This is a genomic window from Roseibium sp. 10G30-5, from assembly GCF_055809635.1.
In genome coordinates this window covers 2,703,733-2,722,100 of record NZ_CM147918.1, presented here as the reverse complement: position 1 = coordinate 2,722,100, position 18,368 = coordinate 2,703,733, and the positions used below count along the sequence as shown (strand labels likewise).

Sequence of the window (18,368 nt, the reverse complement as noted above, 5' to 3'; positions counted from 1 at the left end):
TCTCGCCTTGCGGCTCTTCGCGACACTTGATGTTGAAGCGGATTGCAGACCCGTACAGGAAAGCCGCGCCACATAACCCAAGCATCACCAGCGGTGCGAAGGCTCCATATGAGCGATCCAGGATCGGTCCGATGATCAAAAAACCGCTGCCAATGATAGAGGCCAGCGGTGTAATCATGGCCCGCCAATACGGCGCTTGTCGTAAACGGGGCCAGAGGAAAAGGCTTGCTGTCAAAAGCACAGCAAGCAAAATCGCTATATCCAGGATCACCTGATGTTTCCAAACTCGAAAAACTGACGTGTGGCATAGTCTTATGACGAAAGACCGCATCTCGATAGATGCTTGCGCGCTTTTCTGAGGGATTGATCCTGACAGCGCGCTGCATTAAGTTGGCGGCAATCGGGCAGCGTCCCCAGAGGGACTGAAAGCGAATCCGGTGGTGGTCGACCCAAGTCGGGGACCCATTCCGGAGCTGTCATTTGACCCCCCGCAGTCGATCGACTGACGGGTGTTCGTGTGTCGCACCGCTTTCCCCAACTGTAACGTATCGGACAGGCCGACCTGCGGTGACAGGCGCGGCCCTCGTTGAGGGAAACATGTCATGTCGGTTCATGACGAGCGGGCAACCGCCGGACACAAGATGCTTTCCCGACCGCTATGCGTTGGCGCACCCCCGATGTGGGGCGATCAAACGCCCCCGTTCACTTTCCTTTCCCCGGCAAGAGGTCGGCTTTCGGCCTCCCACCCAATTCAAAAGGCCGTCTGATGGCTGAAAAACTTGGTCTCATGATCTGTGGCCATGGCAGCCGCAACCGCGGTGCCGTGCAGCAGTTTGCCCAACTCGCAGAAGGTCTCAAGAGCCGCTTTCCAGACTGGCCGGTTGAATATGGCTATCTGGAATTTGCCAATCCGGTCATCCATGACGGCCTCAACAAGTTGCGTGAACAAGGCTGCACCCGCGTTCTGGCCGTACCGGGAATGCTGTTTGCAGCAGGTCATGCCAAGAACGACATCCCGTCGGTGCTGAACACCTATCAGGCGCAACATCCGGATATGACGATCACCTATGGTCGCGAACTGGCTGTCGACACGCGCATGGTGCGTGCCGCCGGCGACCGCATCCGCGAAGCCATCGAAGCGGCGCCCGGCACTGTCGATCCACACGAAACGTTGCTGATGGTGGTTGGACGCGGTGCCTCGGATCCGGACGCTAATTCCAACGTCACCAAGATCATGCGCCTTCTCTGGGAAGGTATGGGTTTCGGCTGGGCAGAAACCAGCTACTCCGGCGTGACCTTTCCGCTGGTTGGCCCCGGTCTCGACCATGCCGCCAAACTTGGCTACAAGCGCATCGTCGTGTTTCCGTATTTTCTTTTCACAGGCGTCTTGGTCCAGCGGATCTATTCCGCCGTCGACGAGGCAGCCCAGCGCTATCCGGACATCGACTTCGTCAAGGCCGGTTATCTCAACGATCATCCGCAAGTCATCGACACGATGGCAGACCGGGTGCGAGAGATCCTTGAAGGTGAAAACCTGATGAACTGCCAGATGTGCAAGTACCGCGAACAGGTGCTCGGCTTCGAGGCGGAAATCGGTCTGGCACAGGAAAGTCATCATCATCACGTCGAAGGTCTGGGGGCAGACGCGGAGTGCAAACTGTGCGACGAGATCTGCACCGGGGCTTGCGAGGCTCAAGTGCGCAAGAATGCACACCATTCCCATGATCATGATCACGTACATCACCACGATCACCATGGGCCATCACATGAGCACACTCATGAACATGCCCATGATCATGGGCACAGCCATTCTCATGACGACCATGACCATCATCATCACCCTTACCCGCATGCGGACCATCCGCTGGGACCTCGATCACTGAATGAAACCAAGTGATGTCTGCACCCGACGCCTCTGAGCCCTCCTTTCGCGCGTATATTCGCGATCCCCTGGAGATCTATCGCCAATCCTTTGCAACAGTGCGCCGGGAAGCCGATCTGTCGGCGCTTCCAGCGTCTGCCGTGCCACTTGCCATTCGGCTGATCCATGCCTGTGGCATGACGGACATTGTCGCCGACCTGAGCCTCTCGGAGAGGCTGGTTGAGACCGCAAATGCGGCTTTGGTGGCCGGGGCAAACATCATCACCGATGTGGAAATGGTGGCGCATGGCATCATTCGCACGCGACTGCCTGCGGACAATGCCGTGCGGTGTTTCCTGAATGAGGAAAGCGTTCCCGCGCGGGCACGCTCCATCGGCAACACACGCTCGGCTGCTGCTCTGGAACTTGCAGCGGAGCATCTGGAAGGGGCAGTGGTTGCCATCGGCAATGCGCCAACCGCATTGTTTCATCTTATGGAGTTGATCGCGGATGGAACTGTACCCCGTCCCGCCGCAGTTCTCGGCTTTCCGGTCGGCTTTGTAGGGGCGGCCGAATCCAAGCTTGCACTGGCAACCAATGCGCTGGACATTCCTTATGTCACGCTGCTCGGGCGACGCGGCGGGTCTGCATTGGCCGCTGCTGCCATCAATGCTCTGGCAGCCGGATTGCCCGAAGAAGAAGGCCAGCCTGCATCATGACCCATAAGCCGACGGACGCCCCGTCTCCTGACAAGCCGAAGCTAGCCAAATCGACACAGCGGTCTTCCGGCGCCAACAAAGGGATGCGGTCCTACGGGTTTCTGTCGCATGGGTCGCCGGCCAGCCCGAACGCCGACGGCAACGCTCTGCCGAAAAAATCAAAAGGCATGTTGTCTCACGAGGAGATTAACACCGGCTCAGCCTCACAGCTTGAGCCCACAATCAGACGGGGCCGGTTTTCGTTGAGGGATAAGAAATGACGCGCGCCCAGCCCCGCCTGACAGTGGTCGGCCTTGGCGAAGATGGCCTGCTGACGACCGCCGCTCAGGATGTGTTACGCAATGCTCTTGTCGTCTATGGAGGCGCACGTCACCTTGAATTGGCCCGTGCCATTTTGGCCGGTTCCACCATTGAAACACGTCTCTGGCCAAGCCCTTTTTCCAGTGTCTTCGACGATCTGAAGACCTTGATCGCTGCGGGCTCACGCGTCGCAGTGCTGGCCAGTGGCGATCCCTTGTGGTTCGGCATTGGCTCTTCACTGCTCGCGCATTTCGACCCTGCGGATCTGTGTTTCCTGCCAGCACCCTCCGCTTTTCAGCTTGCGGCAAGCCGCATGGGCTGGGCCTTGCAGGACGTCGACACACTGTCCTTGCATGGCCGTCCCCTTGAGACCCTACGCGCGAATCTTTCTCCGGGACGCAGGATCCTGGCCCTGACCAGCAATGCCGGGTCTCCGGCCGAGATCGCCCGCCTCCTGACTGCGGCTGGCTATGGTCAGAGCCACATGACTGTGCTGTCGCGCATGGGCGGTGTGAACGAAACACGGACAGACGGGCTGGCCTGCACCTTTGCGCCTGATTGCGATGTCTTGAACACGCTCGCCGTCGATCTGGTGCGGGATACCGGCACCCCCTTGCGTCCGACCGTGCCGGGCCTGCCGGACGAAGCCTTTCAGCACGACGGAAAAATGACCAAGAGCGAGGTGCGTGCCGTCACGCTGGCAGCCCTCGCTCCTGTGCCATCCGCGTTGCTTTGGGATATTGGCGCTGGATGCGGTTCTGTCGGCATCGAATGGATGCGTGCCGCACGCCATGCCCGTGCCATCGGCCTTGAGCCTCACGCAGGCCGACGGGCTCTTGCACACCGGAACGCGCAGGATCTGGGCGTTCCGGGTTTCGATCTGCGCGATGAAACCGCTCCGGATTGTCTCACAGCCCTGCCAGACCCCGATGCAATCTTCATCGGCGGAGGGCTAAGCACCCCGGGCATGGTATCCACCTGCGTGACCCGGCTGATGCTCTGGCGGGCGGCTTGTTGCCAATGCAGTCACTCTTGAAGGAGAGCAAATGCTGCTGCACGCCCATCAGACCTATGGTGGCGACCTGATCCGCATTGCCATCCAACGCGCCAGTCCCGTGGGAGACTTTCATGGCTGGCGTCCGATGATGCCCGTCACACAGTGGCGCTATGAAAAGCCGTGGCCGACAGCGGAGGCATCACACACACCATGACCGGCACTCTTTATGGCGTCGGGCTTGGTCCCGGCGATCCCGAATTGATGACGCTCAAGGCGCACCGGCTTATCTCTGCGGCCTCTGTCGTGGCCTATCCGGCACCAGACACGGGCCCGAGCTTTGCCAGATCCATCGCGGCGGCGGCCATTGCACCGGGAACGCGCGAGATCGAGATCACTGTGCCGATGCGCGTTGACCGGTTTCCTGCGAAGCAGATTTACGATGATGGGGCAGCGCGGATTGCTGAAGAACTCTCCGCCGGACATGACGTCGTCACTTTGTGCGAAGGAGATCCGTTCTTCTATGGCTCCTTCATGTATCTGTTCGAGCGCCTTTCCGGCCGGTTCCCATGCGAAATCGTGCCAGGGGTTACCTCGCTAACCGCCTGTGCCAGCGTGTTGGGCCGCCCATTGACCAGCCGCGGCGACATCCTGACGGTGCTCCCCGGACCGCTGTCGGATGAAGCTCTGCAAGAGCGCATCGAACACGCGCAGGCAATCGCCATCATGAAGGTTGGCCGTCATCTGCCACGCCTGCGCGCGTTGCTGGATCGCATGGGCCTGACCGACAAGGCCGGCTACGTCGAACGTGCCAGCCTGCCCACCCAAATCGTGCGCCCTCTTGCTGACATGTCAGACGAAAGTGCACCTTATTTTTCCATGATCCTGATTTACAAGGGAGCCGAGGCTTGGCCGCTTCCCCCATCATCATTCTGCTGAACCCGGCAGGTCTCGACACAGCACGGCGTCTTGAAGACGCTCTGCCTGATGCTGTCATCCACGGGCTTGCCGGGCGTGTGCGCGATGCCGACACGTTGTTCAACGAAACGATTGCTCATCTCCAGCAACTGTTTGAGAGTGGGCACCCGATCATCGGGGTCTGCGCCAGCGGCATTCTGATCCGGGCAATCGGCCCGCTGTTGAACGACAAACACAACGAACCACCCGTGCTTGCCGTCTCCGAAGATGGCAAGAGTGTCGTGCCGCTGCTTGGTGGTCATCGTGGCGCAAATCAGTTGGCTCACGATCTCTCTGACCGGTTGTTTGCCCATGCAGCCATCACCACCGCGGGCGACATTGCCCTTGGTGTTGCGCTGGACGCGCCCCCTGCGGGCTGGACGCTGGCCAACCCGGAAGATGCCAAGCCAATCATGGCGGAACTTCTTTCCGGCGCGCCTGTCCGCATTGACGGCGACGCCCCATGGCTCAGTCGTGCACTGCCCAACATCTCCGACAGTGCCGCCATTTCCCTGCGTGCGACCGCACAACCGGAGACCGGCAGCCCCACCCGTCTGGTGTATCACCCACAGCGCCACGTCCTTGGCGTCGGCTGCGCGCGCAATTGTCCGGCGGACGAATTGATCACGCTGGTCGACAGCCAATTGCAGACCGCCAACATTGCCCCCGGTGCCATTGCCTGCGTCGCAAGTCTGGACCTCAAGGCCGACGAACACGCTGTCAACGCGCTCGCAGCCCATCTTGGCGTACCGCTACGTGTCTTCACCGCAAGGCGGCTGGAAGAAGAAACGCCCCGACTGAGAACCCCGTCCGAAGTTGTTTTCAAGGAAGTCGGCTGTCACGGTGTCAGCGAAGGGGCTTGTCTCGCGGCCACCGGTCCCTCGGGTCACCTTGGTGATCACAAAGCAGAAAACCGCCAATGCGACCATGGCTCTTGCCATGGCTGATGCGCCCGTTCTGCCGCAAAAAGCAGGTCGAGCCCGTGGACATCTGTCGGTCATTGGCCTGGGACCGGGCCAAAACGACTGGCGCACTCCGGAGGCAACCCGCCTGCTGGCCGAAGCAGACGATGTTGTCGGCTATTCGCTTTATCTGGACATTGTTGCCTCCCATATTCGCGGCAAGACACGCCATGACTTTCCGCTCGGGGGCGAAGAGGATCGCGTCCGCTTTGCACTGGAGCGGGCGGGCGAAGGTCACACGGTTGCTTTGGTTTGCTCGGGCGACTCTGGCATCTATGCCATGGGGGCCCTCGTTTACGAGTTGCTGGACCGAGGACCGATGGAAGGTGGTGTTTCCGAAGCAGCGCGCCGGGTCAGCGTGACGAATGCACCCGGTATATCGGCGCTGCAAGCCGCTTCTGCACGCATCGGTGCTCCATTGGGACACGATTTCTGCGCCATCTCGCTCTCGGATCTTCTGACGCCCTGGGACACAATCGAAAAACGTCTCAAGGCCGCTGCGGAAGGCGATTTCGTCATCGCCTTCTACAACCCGGTGTCAAAACGACGTCGCTCTCAATTGGCCGCAGCCCGTGGCATTCTGCTTGCGCATCGCCCCGCCGACACGCCTGTGGTTCTTGGAGTCAATCTGGGTCGACCGGGAGAAACACTGCGCGTCACCACGCTGGACGCTCTCACAGTGGACGAGGTTGATATGCTGACCACCGTTCTTGTCGGCTCTTCACAAAGCCGGGCGGTCACACGCGGCGACGGCTCCACCTTTGTCTACACACCACGCGGCTACGCCAAACGCATTGATGCCGTCGATGAGGCGGAAACCCCGGATAACCACAAGGAACAGGCATGACCGTTCACTTCATTGGCGCTGGTCCCGGCGACCCGGACCTGATCACCGTGCGCGGCCTGAAGCTCATTCAGTCCTGCCCCGTCTGTCTGTATGCCGGATCGCTGGTGCCGGAAGAGATCGTGCGTGCAGCCCCTGACGGCGCCCGGGTCATCGACACAGCCTCGCTGACGTTGGACGAAATTCTGGTCGAGATCGAGGCTGCTCATGCCAAGGGACAGAACGTTGCGCGGGTGCATTCCGGCGATCCCTCCATCTATGGTGCCACGGCAGAACAAATGCGCCGTCTCGATGCACTGGGGATCGATTATGAGATCACCCCCGGTGTACCTGCCTTCGCCGCGGCCGCAGCCGCACTGAAAATGGAACTGACAATTCCGGAAGTGGCCCAGACCATTATCGTCACCCGCACGGCGATGCAAAGTTCAGCCATGCCCAACAACGAGGATCTGGAAACGCTGGGACGCAGCGGCGCCACACTGGCGATCCACCTGTCAGTGCGCAATCTGCGCCATATCGAGCGGCAATTGACACCGCTTTATGGAGAAGACTGTCCGGTTATCATCGCCTATCGCGTCGGCTGGCCGGATCAGGCCTTCATCCATGGCACCCTGTCGGACATTGCAGGCAAAGTGCGCAGTTCCAAGATCACCCGTACAGCACTGATCTTTGTCGGCCATGCTCTAGACCCCAACAAGGACTTCAGGGATTCAGCACTTTATGACGCAGATCATGTTCATGTCCTGCGGCCCAAAAAGAAAACCCCGGCGGCTTGAAGTCCTTGGGATTTCAGGTCGCAAGCCCTGCTCTGCTTCAGATGGCAGGAGCAATGACATGGACGTAAGACCCCATCACAGACCCGCGCCGCAAACCAGTGTCTGGTAATGCGGTGCCTGCTGCGTCCTCAACCTTGAACAGGCTTTCGCCCGGGCCGGACTGCTTGACGCGGCTATAATGAAATTCATGCGCGGCCAGTGGTTTGCTCCACGGCATCCCCAGAATTGGGGTCAACTTGCGGTAGCCCAGACGGCGGCTCTTTTCCGCGAAGCTTGTCATCAACGGCAGCAAGCCAAGCATCCGGTGCGGCTTCCCTTCCGCATCCACAATCGCCTCGCCCAATGTCATATAGCCACCGCATTCGCCGTAAATCAGAACGCCGCGCTGCGCCGCTGACCGCATGGCCTCCCTGAAGATCCCTGCCTCGGACAATTTGCCCGCATGCAGTTCCGGGTAGCCGCCGGGTACGTAGATTGCATCGGCACTTTCGTCCGGCGCTTCATCGCGCAAAGGCGAAAAGAACGTCAATTCGGCGCCTTGCCTATGCCAATCGTCAAGAACATGCGGATAAGAAAAATTGAAGGCCACATCACGGGCAATCGCGATACGCTGTCCAAGTGGCGGCAAACGCTTTCCTGTTTTCGTCAGGGGGCGCGACAAACGTGCACCGAGACGTACAATGGCATCAAGGTCCAGACGTTCGGCACAGACTTCACCGGCGCGGGCGATAAACTCTTCCAGACCGGTATGCTCACCCGCCTGCACCAGACCGAGATGACGCTCAGGCAACCGCAACTCCGCCAGCTTGGGAACAGCCCCCAAAACCTCGATCTTCGATGGCTTGAGCGCCTCACGCAGCATCTTTTCATGGCGCTGACTGCCAACGCGGTTCAAGATCACGCCAACAAGGGCGACATCCTTGCGATAGGTCCGAAAACCATGCACCAGAGCAGCCACGGACTGCGCCTGCTTGGCACAATCCACCACCAGTACCACCGGGATCTTCAACAAGGCTGCAAGATCTGCCGCCGAGCCCTTGCCATTTGCAGCGCCGTCGAAAAGCCCCATAGCCCCTTCGACGATCAGCATACCGTCGCCGTAAGACTGTGTATGCTCGAACGCCTTTTCACGCAGACTGTCGGAGGGCATCGCCCATGCGTCAAGATTGTAACTGCGACGAAAGCAAGCTGCCTCATGGAAGGCCGGATCAATATAATCCGGTCCCGACTTTGCCGGAACGACCGAGACACCTTTTTCCTTCAGAGCGCGCAGCAGCCCCAAAGTCACTGTGGTCTTGCCGGACCCGGAATGAGGAGCGGCGATCAGGAGACCACGGTTGTTTGCTTTCATTGATGGTTTGCCTTCTCAGACGCGCCCAGCCCAAGTGGGTCCGGATCGAGATGTTTGCCTTGCAACGCGCCCAGCCAATCAAGACCCGCCCGCAATCGGACAACCGGCCCGACACAGACGATGGCTGGCGGGCGAAGTTGCATGTCGGCGCTATCCTTGGCACAGCGTCCAAGCGTTGTCTCGAAAACTTTCTGCTGCGGCAGCGATGCTTCACAAACAATCGCCACCGGCTCATCCGTATGACGTCCACCGGCGATCAATTCGTCAGCGATTTTTTCCAGATGTTTCATCGCCATGTACATGATGATGACCGGAGATCCGCTGGCAACAGCCCGCCAGTCAATTGACCCGGGCGTGAGGCCGCTCTGATCATGGCCGGTCAAAAATGTCACGACCTGATTGGTGTCACGATGCGTCGCCGGGATGCCCGCGTAACTCAAACCGCCGATCCCGGCAGTCACGCCCGGGACAACACGAAACGGCACGTTGGCGGCAACCAGCCCCAACGCTTCCTCTCCACCACGTCCGAAGACGAAGGGATCTCCGCCTTTGAGCCTCAGAACGCGCTTGCCCGACCTTGCATAATCAATCAGCTTAAGCGTGATGTCGCGTTGCTGAGGGCTAGGTTTGCCACCGCGTTTTCCGGCAAAATCAAGTAATGCATCCTCACGCGCCCAGGTCAGGATCGTCTGATCGACGAGGGCGTCATAAACAACGACATCCGCTTGCCGCAAGCCATTGAGAGCATGCAGTGTCAAAAGTCCCGGATCTCCAGGACCAGCTCCTGTCAACCAGACCGTGCCTTGGTTCAAGGGCGGGTAGATCGGCAAGGAGCTCTGTCGTGGTCGCGTCGTTTTTCATAGGGCTGTTGTAACGCCGCGAAGAGATCTCGCCAAGCAGAGTTCCTGCGAGAAGCCTTGTCTTGCATCGATTTTCTGAGGCAGTGGCCCATGCCCACAACAGGAGGATGCAGAAGCCGAATTTCATATGTTTTAAGGGTCCCTTCCGACAGAGTTCCAGCTATAACTGCCTCATGACGATGGACGGGACCAAAGAGCTGCGACGCGGATGGACGACCGGGGCCTGTGCCACGGCGGCGACCAAGGCGGCATTTCAGGCGCTACTCACGGGAGAATTCCCCGACCCCGTAGAAATCACCCTGCCGCGTGGCGGGACAACCCACTTCTGTCTCGCTCACCACGATATAACCGGGAACACCGCAAGTGCCAGCGTCATCAAGGATGCAGGCGACGACCCGGATGTCACGCACGGTGCGCTTGTGTCTGCCGTCCTGCGCCGTCTGCCCGTCGGCAAGGGCATCGTTTTCAAGGCCGGCAATGGCGTCGGCACAGTCACTCGACCGGGGTTACCCATTCCCCCCGGAGAACCTGCGATCAATCCCGTTCCCCGTCAGATGATGCGCAATGCACTGCAGGAGGTCGCACAGGCCATGGGCGTGACGGCAGATGCAGAGATCACAATTTGCATCGAAGACGGCGAAACGTTGGCCTTGAAGACACTCAACCCGCGCCTTGGTATTGTTGGCGGATTGTCCGTCCTGGGCACCACCGGCATCGTGCGGCCATTCTCCTGTGCGGCCTGGATCGCGTCGATCCATCGCGGCATTGATGTGGCCCGAGCGGTCGGGTTAACTCATGTTGCCGCTGCCACCGGCGCGTCATCGGAGGATGCCATTCGGGCACGCTACACTCTGGAAGATGCGGCCTATCTCGACATGGGTGATTTTGCAGGTGGATTGTTGAAGTATCTGAGAGCCCACCCCCTGCCCCGGCTCACCCTGTGTGGTGGCTTTGCCAAGTTCACCAAGCTGGCACAAGGGGCACTTGACCTGCACTCAGCCCGAAGTCAGGTCGATCTTGCCTTTCTGGCAGACGAACTGCGGCATCTCGGTGCGCCGGACAGCTTGTGCGCCCGTTGCATGCAGGCCAACACGGCAAAGGAAGTGCTTGATCTGGCGCAGGAGGAAGGGTTCAACCTGGCGCAACCACTTGCAGAAAAAGCCCATGCTGCAGTGAAAAAAATTTTGCGCAACGCTCCAATTGAGGTGGAAGTGCTGATCGTGAACCGCACAGGTACATGCCTTGGCAGAGCGTCCTGGGCATGACAGATCACCGGCTTGCCAAACGCCTGCTTGTTCTGGCCGGAACGCAAGATGCGCGACAGCTCATCACGCGGCTGATCAACGACTATCCGGAGCTTGAGGTGATCGCCAGCCTTGCAGGCATCACTCAGTCTCCAGTCGACATGGGCTGCACACTACGTTTCGGCGGATTTGGGGGCGCGTCCGGTTTGCAGGCCGCTCTTGAAGACGGAGCCATAGATGTGGTCATCGACGCGACACACCCTTTTGCGGAAGTAATCTCGCGCAATGCGGTCGAGGCGACGCGCCTTGCCGGAATTCCGCTTTTTCGCTTGGCCCGCGCACCTTGGAAGAAACGCGATGGCGATCACTGGATCTCCTGCGCCTCATTGGAGGACGCAGCAAGCAAACTGCCGGAAAATGCCCGCCCGTTTCTGGCGGTGGGGCGTCAGGGCATCAGCGCTTTTACGCATCGGCAAGATTTGGTGGCCTTGGCCCGCATGATCGAGCCGCCCAAAACACCACTGCCCGCGCATTGGCAACTCATTCTGGCAAAGCCTGAGCAAAGTCTCGTAGCAGAAATACAACAGTTCAAAACCCACGCGGCAACGCACGTCGTCTCGAAAAACAGCGGTAGCGCCGCAGCTTATTACAAGATTGAAGCCGCACGCCTGTTGCAACTGCCAGTGCTGATGATCCAACAGCCGCAGCCGGCAGACACTTTTCCAAGTTATACGTCGGCTCAGGCTTTGCTATGCGCAATGGAAAGCCTTGGACTTCTAGCGAAAAGGAAAAACTGACAGTTCAGGCTGCGCTGGACGAAGGGCTCGCTTCTGTCAGAAGTTCATAGGCACGCTCACTGTCGCTGGTCGAGCGCAGGCCCTTCACGACGGACGAATCACGCAACTGTCGCGCAATACGGGCAAGCGCCTTCAGATGATCCGCTCCAGCCCCTTCTGGCGCCAGCAACAAGAACACCAGATCAACCGGCTGATCATCAAGTGAATCAAAATCAATGGGAGTATCCAGGCGGGCAAACAGGCCAACGAGATGGTCGAGACGCGTCAGCTTGCCGTGCGGAATGGCAACACCATTGCCAACACCGGTGGATCCCAGTTTTTCACGCTGCAGAAGAGTATCGAAAATTTCGCGTTCGGAGAGCCCTGTAAGATCGGCAGCCTTGGCCGACATTTCCTGAATCACCTGCTTCTTGCTCTTGGCCTTCAGCCCGGCGATTACCGCCTTTTTCGTCAAAAGATCATCAAGATCCATTTTACCGCCTACAAATGCTCGGCGTCGGCCCATATGAACCGACGCCAATCTTCTCGCTCTACTCGGCCGCCTGCTGGGCCATCAAGGCCGGATCAATCCAGCCCACGTTTCCATCAGAACGACGGTACACAACGTTCATTTCGCCGTTGGCCGCGTTCTTGAACATGATCACGGGCGCTTCGGCAAAATCAAGCTGCATGACGGCCATACCGACCGTCAGCGTCTTGATCTTCGATGCGGTTTCCGCGATGACCAGAGGCTTGTAATCCTCTGGCAATTCTTCTTCCTCGTCGGTCGACGCCAGAACATAAGAGGACGCTTCGATATCTTCCTTATCGGCCCCCGCGCCTGCGTAATGATCCTTGAGCTTGCGCTTGTAACGACGCAATCTCTTTTCGATCTTGTCCGCAGATTGATCAAAACTTTGTCGCGGTTCCTGATCCTGTGCCGAAACCTGCAAGACGATACCTGTATCGAGATGCAGCATGCACTCTGACTTGAAACCCGACCCTTCACGACTGAGGGTCACACGACCCGTATAACCTCCGGTGAAGTATTTCGACAGCGCTTCCTCAATCCGGTCATTCACGTGTGTGCGCAGCGCATCACCAACGTCAACGTTTTTTCCCGAAATCCGCAAAGTCATGGGGACCTCTTATTCTCTTTTGGACCAAAGGTCGCCGACCTGAAAGGCCGACGTTTGAAACCAGCAGGTTTCAATCCAATAGAATGAACCAGTCGGCGTCGAGACGCCATCCCCTTCGGTAAAGTTATCTTGCGAGCGGTGCTATACGGACCCCTCTGGCCCTTGTCAATGATCGCCGGTGCGATTTCGAGTTCACATTTGCCCACGCGACAACTGTTTGACATTCCAGCGAATACGGTCACACAAAACCATAAAAGTTAATTATTTCAATTGATTAACCCTTCGCGCGTTTTTCTCTGCGGCGCTGAACGGACGATTCAATATTCATCGCCTCACGGTATTTTGCCACCGTGCGGCGCGCGATATCGATGCCATCCATTTTCAGGTTCTTGACGATCGTATCATCGGACAGGATCGCCTCAACGCTTTCTGCATCAATCATTTGGCGGATTCTGTGGCGCACTGCCTCTGCGGAATGTGCATCCTCGCCGCTGACTGTCGCGGAAATTGCTGAGGAGAAGAAATACTTGAGTTCGAAAATTCCCCGGTCCGTTGCCATAAACTTGTTGGAGGTCACCCGGCTGACAGTGGATTCATGCATGCCGATGGCTTCGGCAATCGTTTTGAGATTGAGAGGGCGCAGATGCTCGACGCCGTAGGTCAGGAATGCATCCTGCTGACGTACGATCTCACTGGACACCTTCAAAATGGTCTTGGCCCGCTGATCCAGCGCTCTTGACCAGCCAGTTGGCGGTCTGGAGACACTCGGTCAGATATTCCTTTTCTTTTTCATCGCGAACCGATTTGTTGACCGTGGCGTAATACGACTGATTGACCAGCAAACGCGGCAGCGTGTCGGAATTCAACTCGATCTGCCACCCACCGTCAGACGCCGAGCGCACAAACACATCAGGCACCAGGGTCTGCACCGGCGATGAACTGAACGCACTGCCAGTGCTTGGGATCAAGTGCCTTCAGTTCGGCCACCATATCCCTCAAGTCCGCATCGTCGACGCCGCAAAGCTTCCTGAGGCTGACATAATCGTGTCGGGCAAGAAGGTGGATATTTTCGATCAACGCAGCCATAGCCGGATCGTAATGATTACGGTCTTCCAACTGTAATTTGAGGCATTCTGCAAGATTACGGGCAAAAACTCCCGCTGGCTCAAACGTCTGCACAACAGAAAGAACCGCCTCAACCCGTGCCAGATCGACACCAAGCGTGTCGGCTGCCAGACCCAAATCTGCGAAGAGATAGCCATTCTCGTCAAGTGAGTTGACCAGATAGCCGGCAATCAGCTTATCCGCTGCATCGGTCAACGCCAGATGAACCTGATCCTCCAGAAGCTGGGTCAGAGTTTTCTGCTCTGACACGAAGGCTTCCAGATTGTAATCATCACCGCCTGAGTAGGATGTGCCACCAAAAGGGTCCAGACCACCTGATGTCGATCCACTGTCCTGCGTTCGGCTGACCTGCTGCTCATCCGGATAAACATTAGAAACGTCTGTATCGAGGTGGTCGCCAACGTCCGTCTCTGTGCCGGAAAAACTGCTGGCAGCCCAGTCTCCGTCAACAGCATCAGAGCTGCTCGCTCGAACGTCTGCGTCATCGTTGCCACCGTCTCCCGCACCATCGTCGGAGGACTGTTCGCTTTTTTCCAACAAGGGATTGCGTTCGAGTTCACCCTCGACGTAGGCGACGAGATCCATGTTGGACAATTGCAACAGCTTGATCGCCTGCATCAACTGCGGCGTCATGATCAGCGACTGGCTTTGTCGCATCTCCAGCTTGGGTGAAATTGCCATTTCGCCTTGAACGTGCCTCTAGGGTTTCATTTGGTCCGCTTTTTGCTTTTAACCCAATTCGGCATGCTTCTTCAAAGCGTAAATTGTTCTCCGAGGTAAAGACGGCGCACATCGGGATCCGCAACAATCTCGTGCGGAAGGCCCTCAGTCAGCACATCTCCGGAGGCAATGATATAGGCGCGGTCAATCAGACCAAGGGTTTCGCGGACGTTGTGGTCGGTGATCAGCACACCAATTCCACGCTGCGTCAAGTGACGCACAAGTTGTTGAATGTCCCCAACGGCAATCGGGTCAATCCCGGCGAAAGGTTCATCGAGCAGCATGAAAGTCGGACGGCTGGCCAATGCGCGGGCGATTTCCACACGCCGCCTTTCACCACCCGACAGGGCGATGGCCGGAGACTTACGCAAATGTGTCAGGCCAAACTCTTCCAGCAGTTCGTCCAGTTCCTGCGAACGCTTCTTGCGGTTCGGCTCGATGACTTCCAGGACAGCACGAATGTTGGCTTCAACGCTCAACCCGCGAAAAATAGACGCTTCCTGTGGCAGATACCCAATGCCAAGGCGCGCACGACGATACATCGGCATTTTCGTCATGTCGAAATTATCGAGCAGGATCTTGCCATGGTCCGGACGGATCAAGCCCGTGATCATGTAAAAGGTGGTGGTTTTACCCGCCCCATTCGGCCCCAGCAGACCAACCGATTCGCCCGGCCTCACTGTCAGGCTGACGGATTTGACCACCTGCCGACGTCCATAGGTCTTGCCGATACCATCGACAACCAACGCCCCCGGTTCATCATACGCTTCTGCCTGCAGGCTTCCCTTGCCGAGCTCGGCATCAGTATTGGACGAAAACGAAAACAATCTCACCGGGCGGTCCATTCCGTGGTCGGTTGGTCAGAGAAACGCGGAACTTCTCTGCAAAATCTTGATATTTCCTTCCGGCCTCTCAGTGATCGGCCGAAAGACCAGGATAACTGGGGAAATTATTTCCCCTTCACCGTACTCGGCTGAATGAGAACCTTGACGCGCCCGGACTGCTTGGCCTGCAAATCGGCCTTGCCGGTGTTCAGGTTCACCACAAGACGGTTGCCGACGACCACATTCTTGCCCTGCGACAGCACGACCTGCTTGCCGGTCATGACCATGAGCTGCTTGTCCATGTCAAAGGTGGCGTCGTCGCCAGTCGCCGTCTGTCCCTTGGACGACACGAAGACATGTCCGGACGCATGCAGTCGAGAGATCTTTTGCTGCGTTGTCGGCACGGAGGCTTTGCCACCGCTGCCTGCATAAAACACTTCGAGGTTCTGCGACTTGAGGCGAGACCCGCCCTGAGACACGACCACATCGCCCGTGAACGTGGCGCTGTTGGCCTTGTCATGAACTTCCAGCTTGCTGGCTTCGATCTGGATCGGTTGCTTGTCATTGGAGCCGAAGCCCGCGAAGGCGTCGGAGAAGGCCTGCTGTGCCTGTGCCGTACCTGCGGCCATCATCAAGCCCAGTACAAGAACGCCAGTCCGCCCAAGGAGTTTTTTCATGCTCAAATTCCTTTTGCCCTAGGATTGATAATCATCTTGACCCCATCACTGAAGACAATTGAGTCATGATCCTGATCATATGTCATTTTCCCGGATCGAAGAGTTCCCTTCTGGGAGGACAGGGTGATCGGATCATCACTCTTCATTTCGCCGGTGCTGAGATCAATAAGGGCTTCGACCAAATCGACCGTGTAACCATCGCTCGATTCGACTTTCAGGCCCTTGTAAAGCTTTAGCGTCTGCGCCTTATTGTTGAACGTACCGTTGTTGGCAGTCAGTTCAAGTTTCTGCGATGCGCTGACATGGATATCGGCAGAAATTCCTTCGAGATCAATAATGTTCGGGTTGCTGATCCGCTGGATCGCGCGGGTGGCCGTGACCTGATAGGATCGATCGCCATCATTCCCCGACAACTGCGGATGTTCCATCACAATGCCGTCGCTGGTCAATTTGACCGTACCGATACCGAGATTGTTGAGATAGTCATACAGCACGATGGTCACCACCATGCCTGCACAGATCAACACTCCAGCAAGCGGCAAAAGAACCTTGAGACATTTGACCAGAATGCTATGTCGGCGTGCGGCCTTTTGCACGCGCGACAAAGGTCGCTTGGCGCTTCGTCCAGATCCTTGCAGCACACCTTGTTGTTCCATGCGTCCGTCCGTTCAAATCCCGATCAGGCTTCCGGCGAAGCCTCAGGAATGGGCAAAAATATCCGAGTCTTCCCAGCCCTTGAGATCAAGCTCGGCACGCACGGGCAAAAAGTCAAAACACGCCTGCGCCAGATGCACTCGCTCTTCGCGCTGCAACATGACCTCAAGACGCGTCTTCAACTTGTGAAGATGCAGAACATCGGATGCAGCATAAGCCAACTGCGCATCCGACAAGTGGTCTGCGGCCCAATCAGAACTCTGCTGCTGCTTGGACAGTTCAACACCAACCAACTCACGTGTTATATCTTTCAAGCCATGCCGATCCGTATAGGTGCGCACCAATTTCGAGGCGATTTTCGTGCACCACACCGGATTGACGGTTATCCCGAGATAGTGCTTCAGCACCGCAACATCAAACCGGGCGAAGTGAAAAATCTTCGGTTTTGACGGATCGGTAAAAAGTTTCTCAAGATTGGGGGCGCTTGTCTGTCCCCGGGCGATTTGAACAACATCTGCAGTTCCGTCACCGCTCGACAATTGCACGACACACAGCCGATCACGATGAGGATTAAGCCCCAGCGTTTCCGTGTCCACAGCAATGGCATCGGCATACTCATAGGCCGTGAGATCGGGCAGATCGTGCTTGTGGGAACGAATTGTCATGGGCGGAGAAACTCCTTCCGGTGAGCGCCAGCAAAGGAAGTCACCTTATCCCAGGCAACTCCGTTAGGTGATCACGTAGAGCATGGAAAGAGTTCCTGCAAGATGCGGCAGTGCGCAAAAGACCTTTTCTGAAAGCAGGTACAAATCACGTCCGAATGGCAGGCATGCGCCACCGCAGAGCGCCTGAAGCGGCAATCAAGTTGCCGTGCGCCAGCAAAACCAGCTTGCGGGACAGTGCGCGCAAGCCTTGTGGTCCGTCCAGATCAACTCAGCGCAGGGTTGCGATCAAAGCAGGCAAATCAGCCACCGTATCAATGACATGATCTGCTCCAGCCGCTTTGAGCGCGGCTGTCGCCGTTTGCCTCAATCCATCTTTTTCCGCATCGGACAATGCTTCCATTTCGGCGAAAGACTTGCCCGCATAGTTGCCCGACAGCGCAACACCCACGGTGACACAGCCTGCGGCAACGCCTTCGGCAATACCTGTAGCTCGGTATCATCGACCTTGATGACTGTCTGAGGCGGATAGGCCACCAGATCAATGAAGCACTTGTACATTCCCAATGGTCCCGGACGCCCCTCCGGAAGATCATCCGCGCACACCAGATTGTCCGGTGCATAGCCCTGTGCTGCGGCTTTCGGCAGGACGCGTTCCATGATCGACCGTGTGTAGCCTGTGGTCGAGCCAATCTTCATGCCTTGTGCACGCAGTGCTGCGATGACCTCTGCCGTGCCCGGAACCAGATCCGCGAAATCCGCAACGACTTCTTCATTCATCGGCACGAAGACCTCATAAACCCGGTCGACGTCGGCGCTTTGTGGAAGACGTCCATGTTTCGCCTGCCACTGTGCCGCAATATCGGGATCCCGCATCATGGTGTCGATATGATCCCATTTCGGCTTACCCATCGGGGCGCGGG

19 protein-coding genes and 1 pseudogene are annotated in these 18,368 nt (G+C 57.6%); 10 read left to right on the top strand and 10 right to left on the bottom strand.

Annotated features, from left to right (window positions below; genetic code table 11):
- The first annotated feature begins 766 nt into the window (after positions 1-766).
- The 8 genes from AC0L7U_RS13780 to cobM all read left to right on the top strand — a co-directional run bounded on the left by AC0L7U_RS13780 (position 767) and on the right by cobM (position 7,413).
- The gene (locus AC0L7U_RS13780) at positions 767-1,897 is read left to right on the top strand and encodes a sirohydrochlorin chelatase (protein ID WP_473691461.1); all 1,131 of its coding nucleotides are present in this window, start codon (positions 767-769) and stop codon (positions 1,895-1,897) included.
- On the top strand, positions 1,897-2,580 hold the full coding sequence (locus tag AC0L7U_RS13775; protein WP_473691460.1) for a precorrin-8X methylmutase: 684 nt from the start codon (positions 1,897-1,899) through the stop codon (positions 2,578-2,580). The genes AC0L7U_RS13780 and AC0L7U_RS13775 overlap by 1 nt, the downstream gene beginning before the upstream one ends.
- A gap of 256 nt (positions 2,581-2,836) precedes the next feature.
- Complete coding sequence (gene cbiE / locus AC0L7U_RS13770) at positions 2,837-3,916, top strand: precorrin-6y C5,15-methyltransferase (decarboxylating) subunit CbiE (RefSeq protein WP_473691458.1); 1,080 nt, start codon at positions 2,837-2,839, stop codon at positions 3,914-3,916.
- Between the two features lie 10 nt (positions 3,917-3,926).
- Positions 3,927-4,091 carry a hypothetical protein gene (locus tag AC0L7U_RS13765; protein ID WP_473691456.1) on the top strand — a complete coding sequence of 55 codons (165 nt, stop codon included), beginning with the start codon at positions 3,927-3,929 and terminating at the stop codon, positions 4,089-4,091.
- Complete coding sequence (cobI, locus tag AC0L7U_RS13760; protein WP_473695830.1) at positions 4,088-4,813, top strand: precorrin-2 C(20)-methyltransferase; 726 nt, start codon at positions 4,088-4,090, stop codon at positions 4,811-4,813. The genes AC0L7U_RS13765 and cobI overlap by 4 nt, the downstream gene beginning before the upstream one ends.
- Entirely contained in the window at positions 4,783-5,778 is a 996-nt protein-coding gene (locus AC0L7U_RS13755) for a cobalt-precorrin 5A hydrolase (RefSeq protein WP_473691454.1), read from the top strand. Before cobI ends, AC0L7U_RS13755 begins: the two co-directional genes overlap by 31 nt.
- Positions 5,771-6,640, top strand: a complete 870-nt coding sequence (gene cobJ, locus AC0L7U_RS13750; RefSeq protein WP_473691452.1) for a precorrin-3B C(17)-methyltransferase — start codon at positions 5,771-5,773, stop codon at positions 6,638-6,640. Before AC0L7U_RS13755 ends, cobJ begins: the two co-directional genes overlap by 8 nt.
- A complete protein-coding gene (gene cobM, locus AC0L7U_RS13745) occupies positions 6,637-7,413 on the top strand; it encodes a precorrin-4 C(11)-methyltransferase (protein ID WP_473691450.1) in 777 nt (258 codons plus the stop codon). The genes cobJ and cobM overlap by 4 nt, the downstream gene beginning before the upstream one ends.
- A 37-nt stretch (positions 7,414-7,450) precedes the next feature.
- Here the strand turns inward: cobM and AC0L7U_RS13740 are convergent, their stop codons facing one another.
- Together AC0L7U_RS13740 and cobA are read right to left on the bottom strand one after the other, a co-directional pair.
- Complete coding sequence (locus AC0L7U_RS13740; protein ID WP_473691448.1) at positions 7,451-8,764, bottom strand: cobyrinate a,c-diamide synthase; 1,314 nt, start codon at positions 8,762-8,764, stop codon at positions 7,451-7,453.
- A complete protein-coding gene (gene cobA, locus AC0L7U_RS13735) occupies positions 8,761-9,594 on the bottom strand; it encodes a uroporphyrinogen-III C-methyltransferase (protein ID WP_473691446.1) in 834 nt (277 codons plus the stop codon). The genes AC0L7U_RS13740 and cobA overlap by 4 nt, the downstream gene beginning before the upstream one ends.
- A 203-nt stretch (positions 9,595-9,797) precedes the next feature.
- On the opposite strand from cobA, the gene AC0L7U_RS13730 reads away from it, so the two are divergent.
- Positions 9,798-10,889, top strand: a complete 1,092-nt coding sequence (locus AC0L7U_RS13730) for a cobalt-precorrin-5B (C(1))-methyltransferase (RefSeq protein WP_473691444.1) — start codon at positions 9,798-9,800, stop codon at positions 10,887-10,889.
- On the top strand, positions 10,862-11,665 hold the full coding sequence (locus AC0L7U_RS13725; protein ID WP_473691442.1) for a cobalt-precorrin-6A reductase: 804 nt from the start codon (positions 10,862-10,864) through the stop codon (positions 11,663-11,665). The genes AC0L7U_RS13730 and AC0L7U_RS13725 overlap by 28 nt, the downstream gene beginning before the upstream one ends.
- 4 nt (positions 11,666-11,669) lie before the next feature.
- On the opposite strand, the gene ptsN is transcribed toward AC0L7U_RS13725, so the two are convergent.
- The 8 genes and pseudogenes from ptsN to AC0L7U_RS13685 form a co-directional block, all read right to left on the bottom strand.
- Complete coding sequence (ptsN, locus tag AC0L7U_RS13720; protein WP_473691440.1) at positions 11,670-12,137, bottom strand: PTS IIA-like nitrogen regulatory protein PtsN; 468 nt, start codon at positions 12,135-12,137, stop codon at positions 11,670-11,672.
- 58 nt (positions 12,138-12,195) lie between these two features.
- A complete protein-coding gene (hpf, locus tag AC0L7U_RS13715) occupies positions 12,196-12,783 on the bottom strand; it encodes a ribosome hibernation-promoting factor, HPF/YfiA family (RefSeq protein WP_473691438.1) in 588 nt (195 codons plus the stop codon).
- Between the two features lie 274 nt (positions 12,784-13,057).
- Positions 13,058-14,589: pseudogene (rpoN, locus tag AC0L7U_RS13710) on the bottom strand (RNA polymerase factor sigma-54).
- Between the two features lie 71 nt (positions 14,590-14,660).
- The gene (gene lptB / locus AC0L7U_RS13705; RefSeq protein WP_473695828.1) at positions 14,661-15,407 is read right to left on the bottom strand and encodes an LPS export ABC transporter ATP-binding protein; all 747 of its coding nucleotides are present in this window, start codon (positions 15,405-15,407) and stop codon (positions 14,661-14,663) included.
- Positions 15,408-15,577: 170 nt separating this feature from the next.
- Positions 15,578-16,129: an LptA/OstA family protein gene (locus AC0L7U_RS13700; RefSeq protein ID WP_473691436.1), complete on the bottom strand. Its 552-nt coding sequence runs from the start codon at positions 16,127-16,129 to the stop codon at positions 15,578-15,580.
- 2 nt (positions 16,130-16,131) lie between these two features.
- Positions 16,132-16,785, bottom strand: a complete 654-nt coding sequence (gene lptC, locus AC0L7U_RS13695) for an LPS export ABC transporter periplasmic protein LptC (protein WP_473691434.1) — start codon at positions 16,783-16,785, stop codon at positions 16,132-16,134.
- 42 nt (positions 16,786-16,827) lie between these two features.
- Complete coding sequence (locus tag AC0L7U_RS13690) at positions 16,828-17,448, bottom strand: ribonuclease D (protein ID WP_473691432.1); 621 nt, start codon at positions 17,446-17,448, stop codon at positions 16,828-16,830.
- A gap of 363 nt (positions 17,449-17,811) precedes the next feature.
- Positions 17,812-18,357 carry an HAD family hydrolase gene (locus tag AC0L7U_RS13685; RefSeq protein ID WP_473691430.1) on the bottom strand — a complete coding sequence of 182 codons (546 nt, stop codon included), beginning with the start codon at positions 18,355-18,357 and terminating at the stop codon, positions 17,812-17,814.
- Positions 18,358-18,368: the final 11 nt, after the last annotated feature.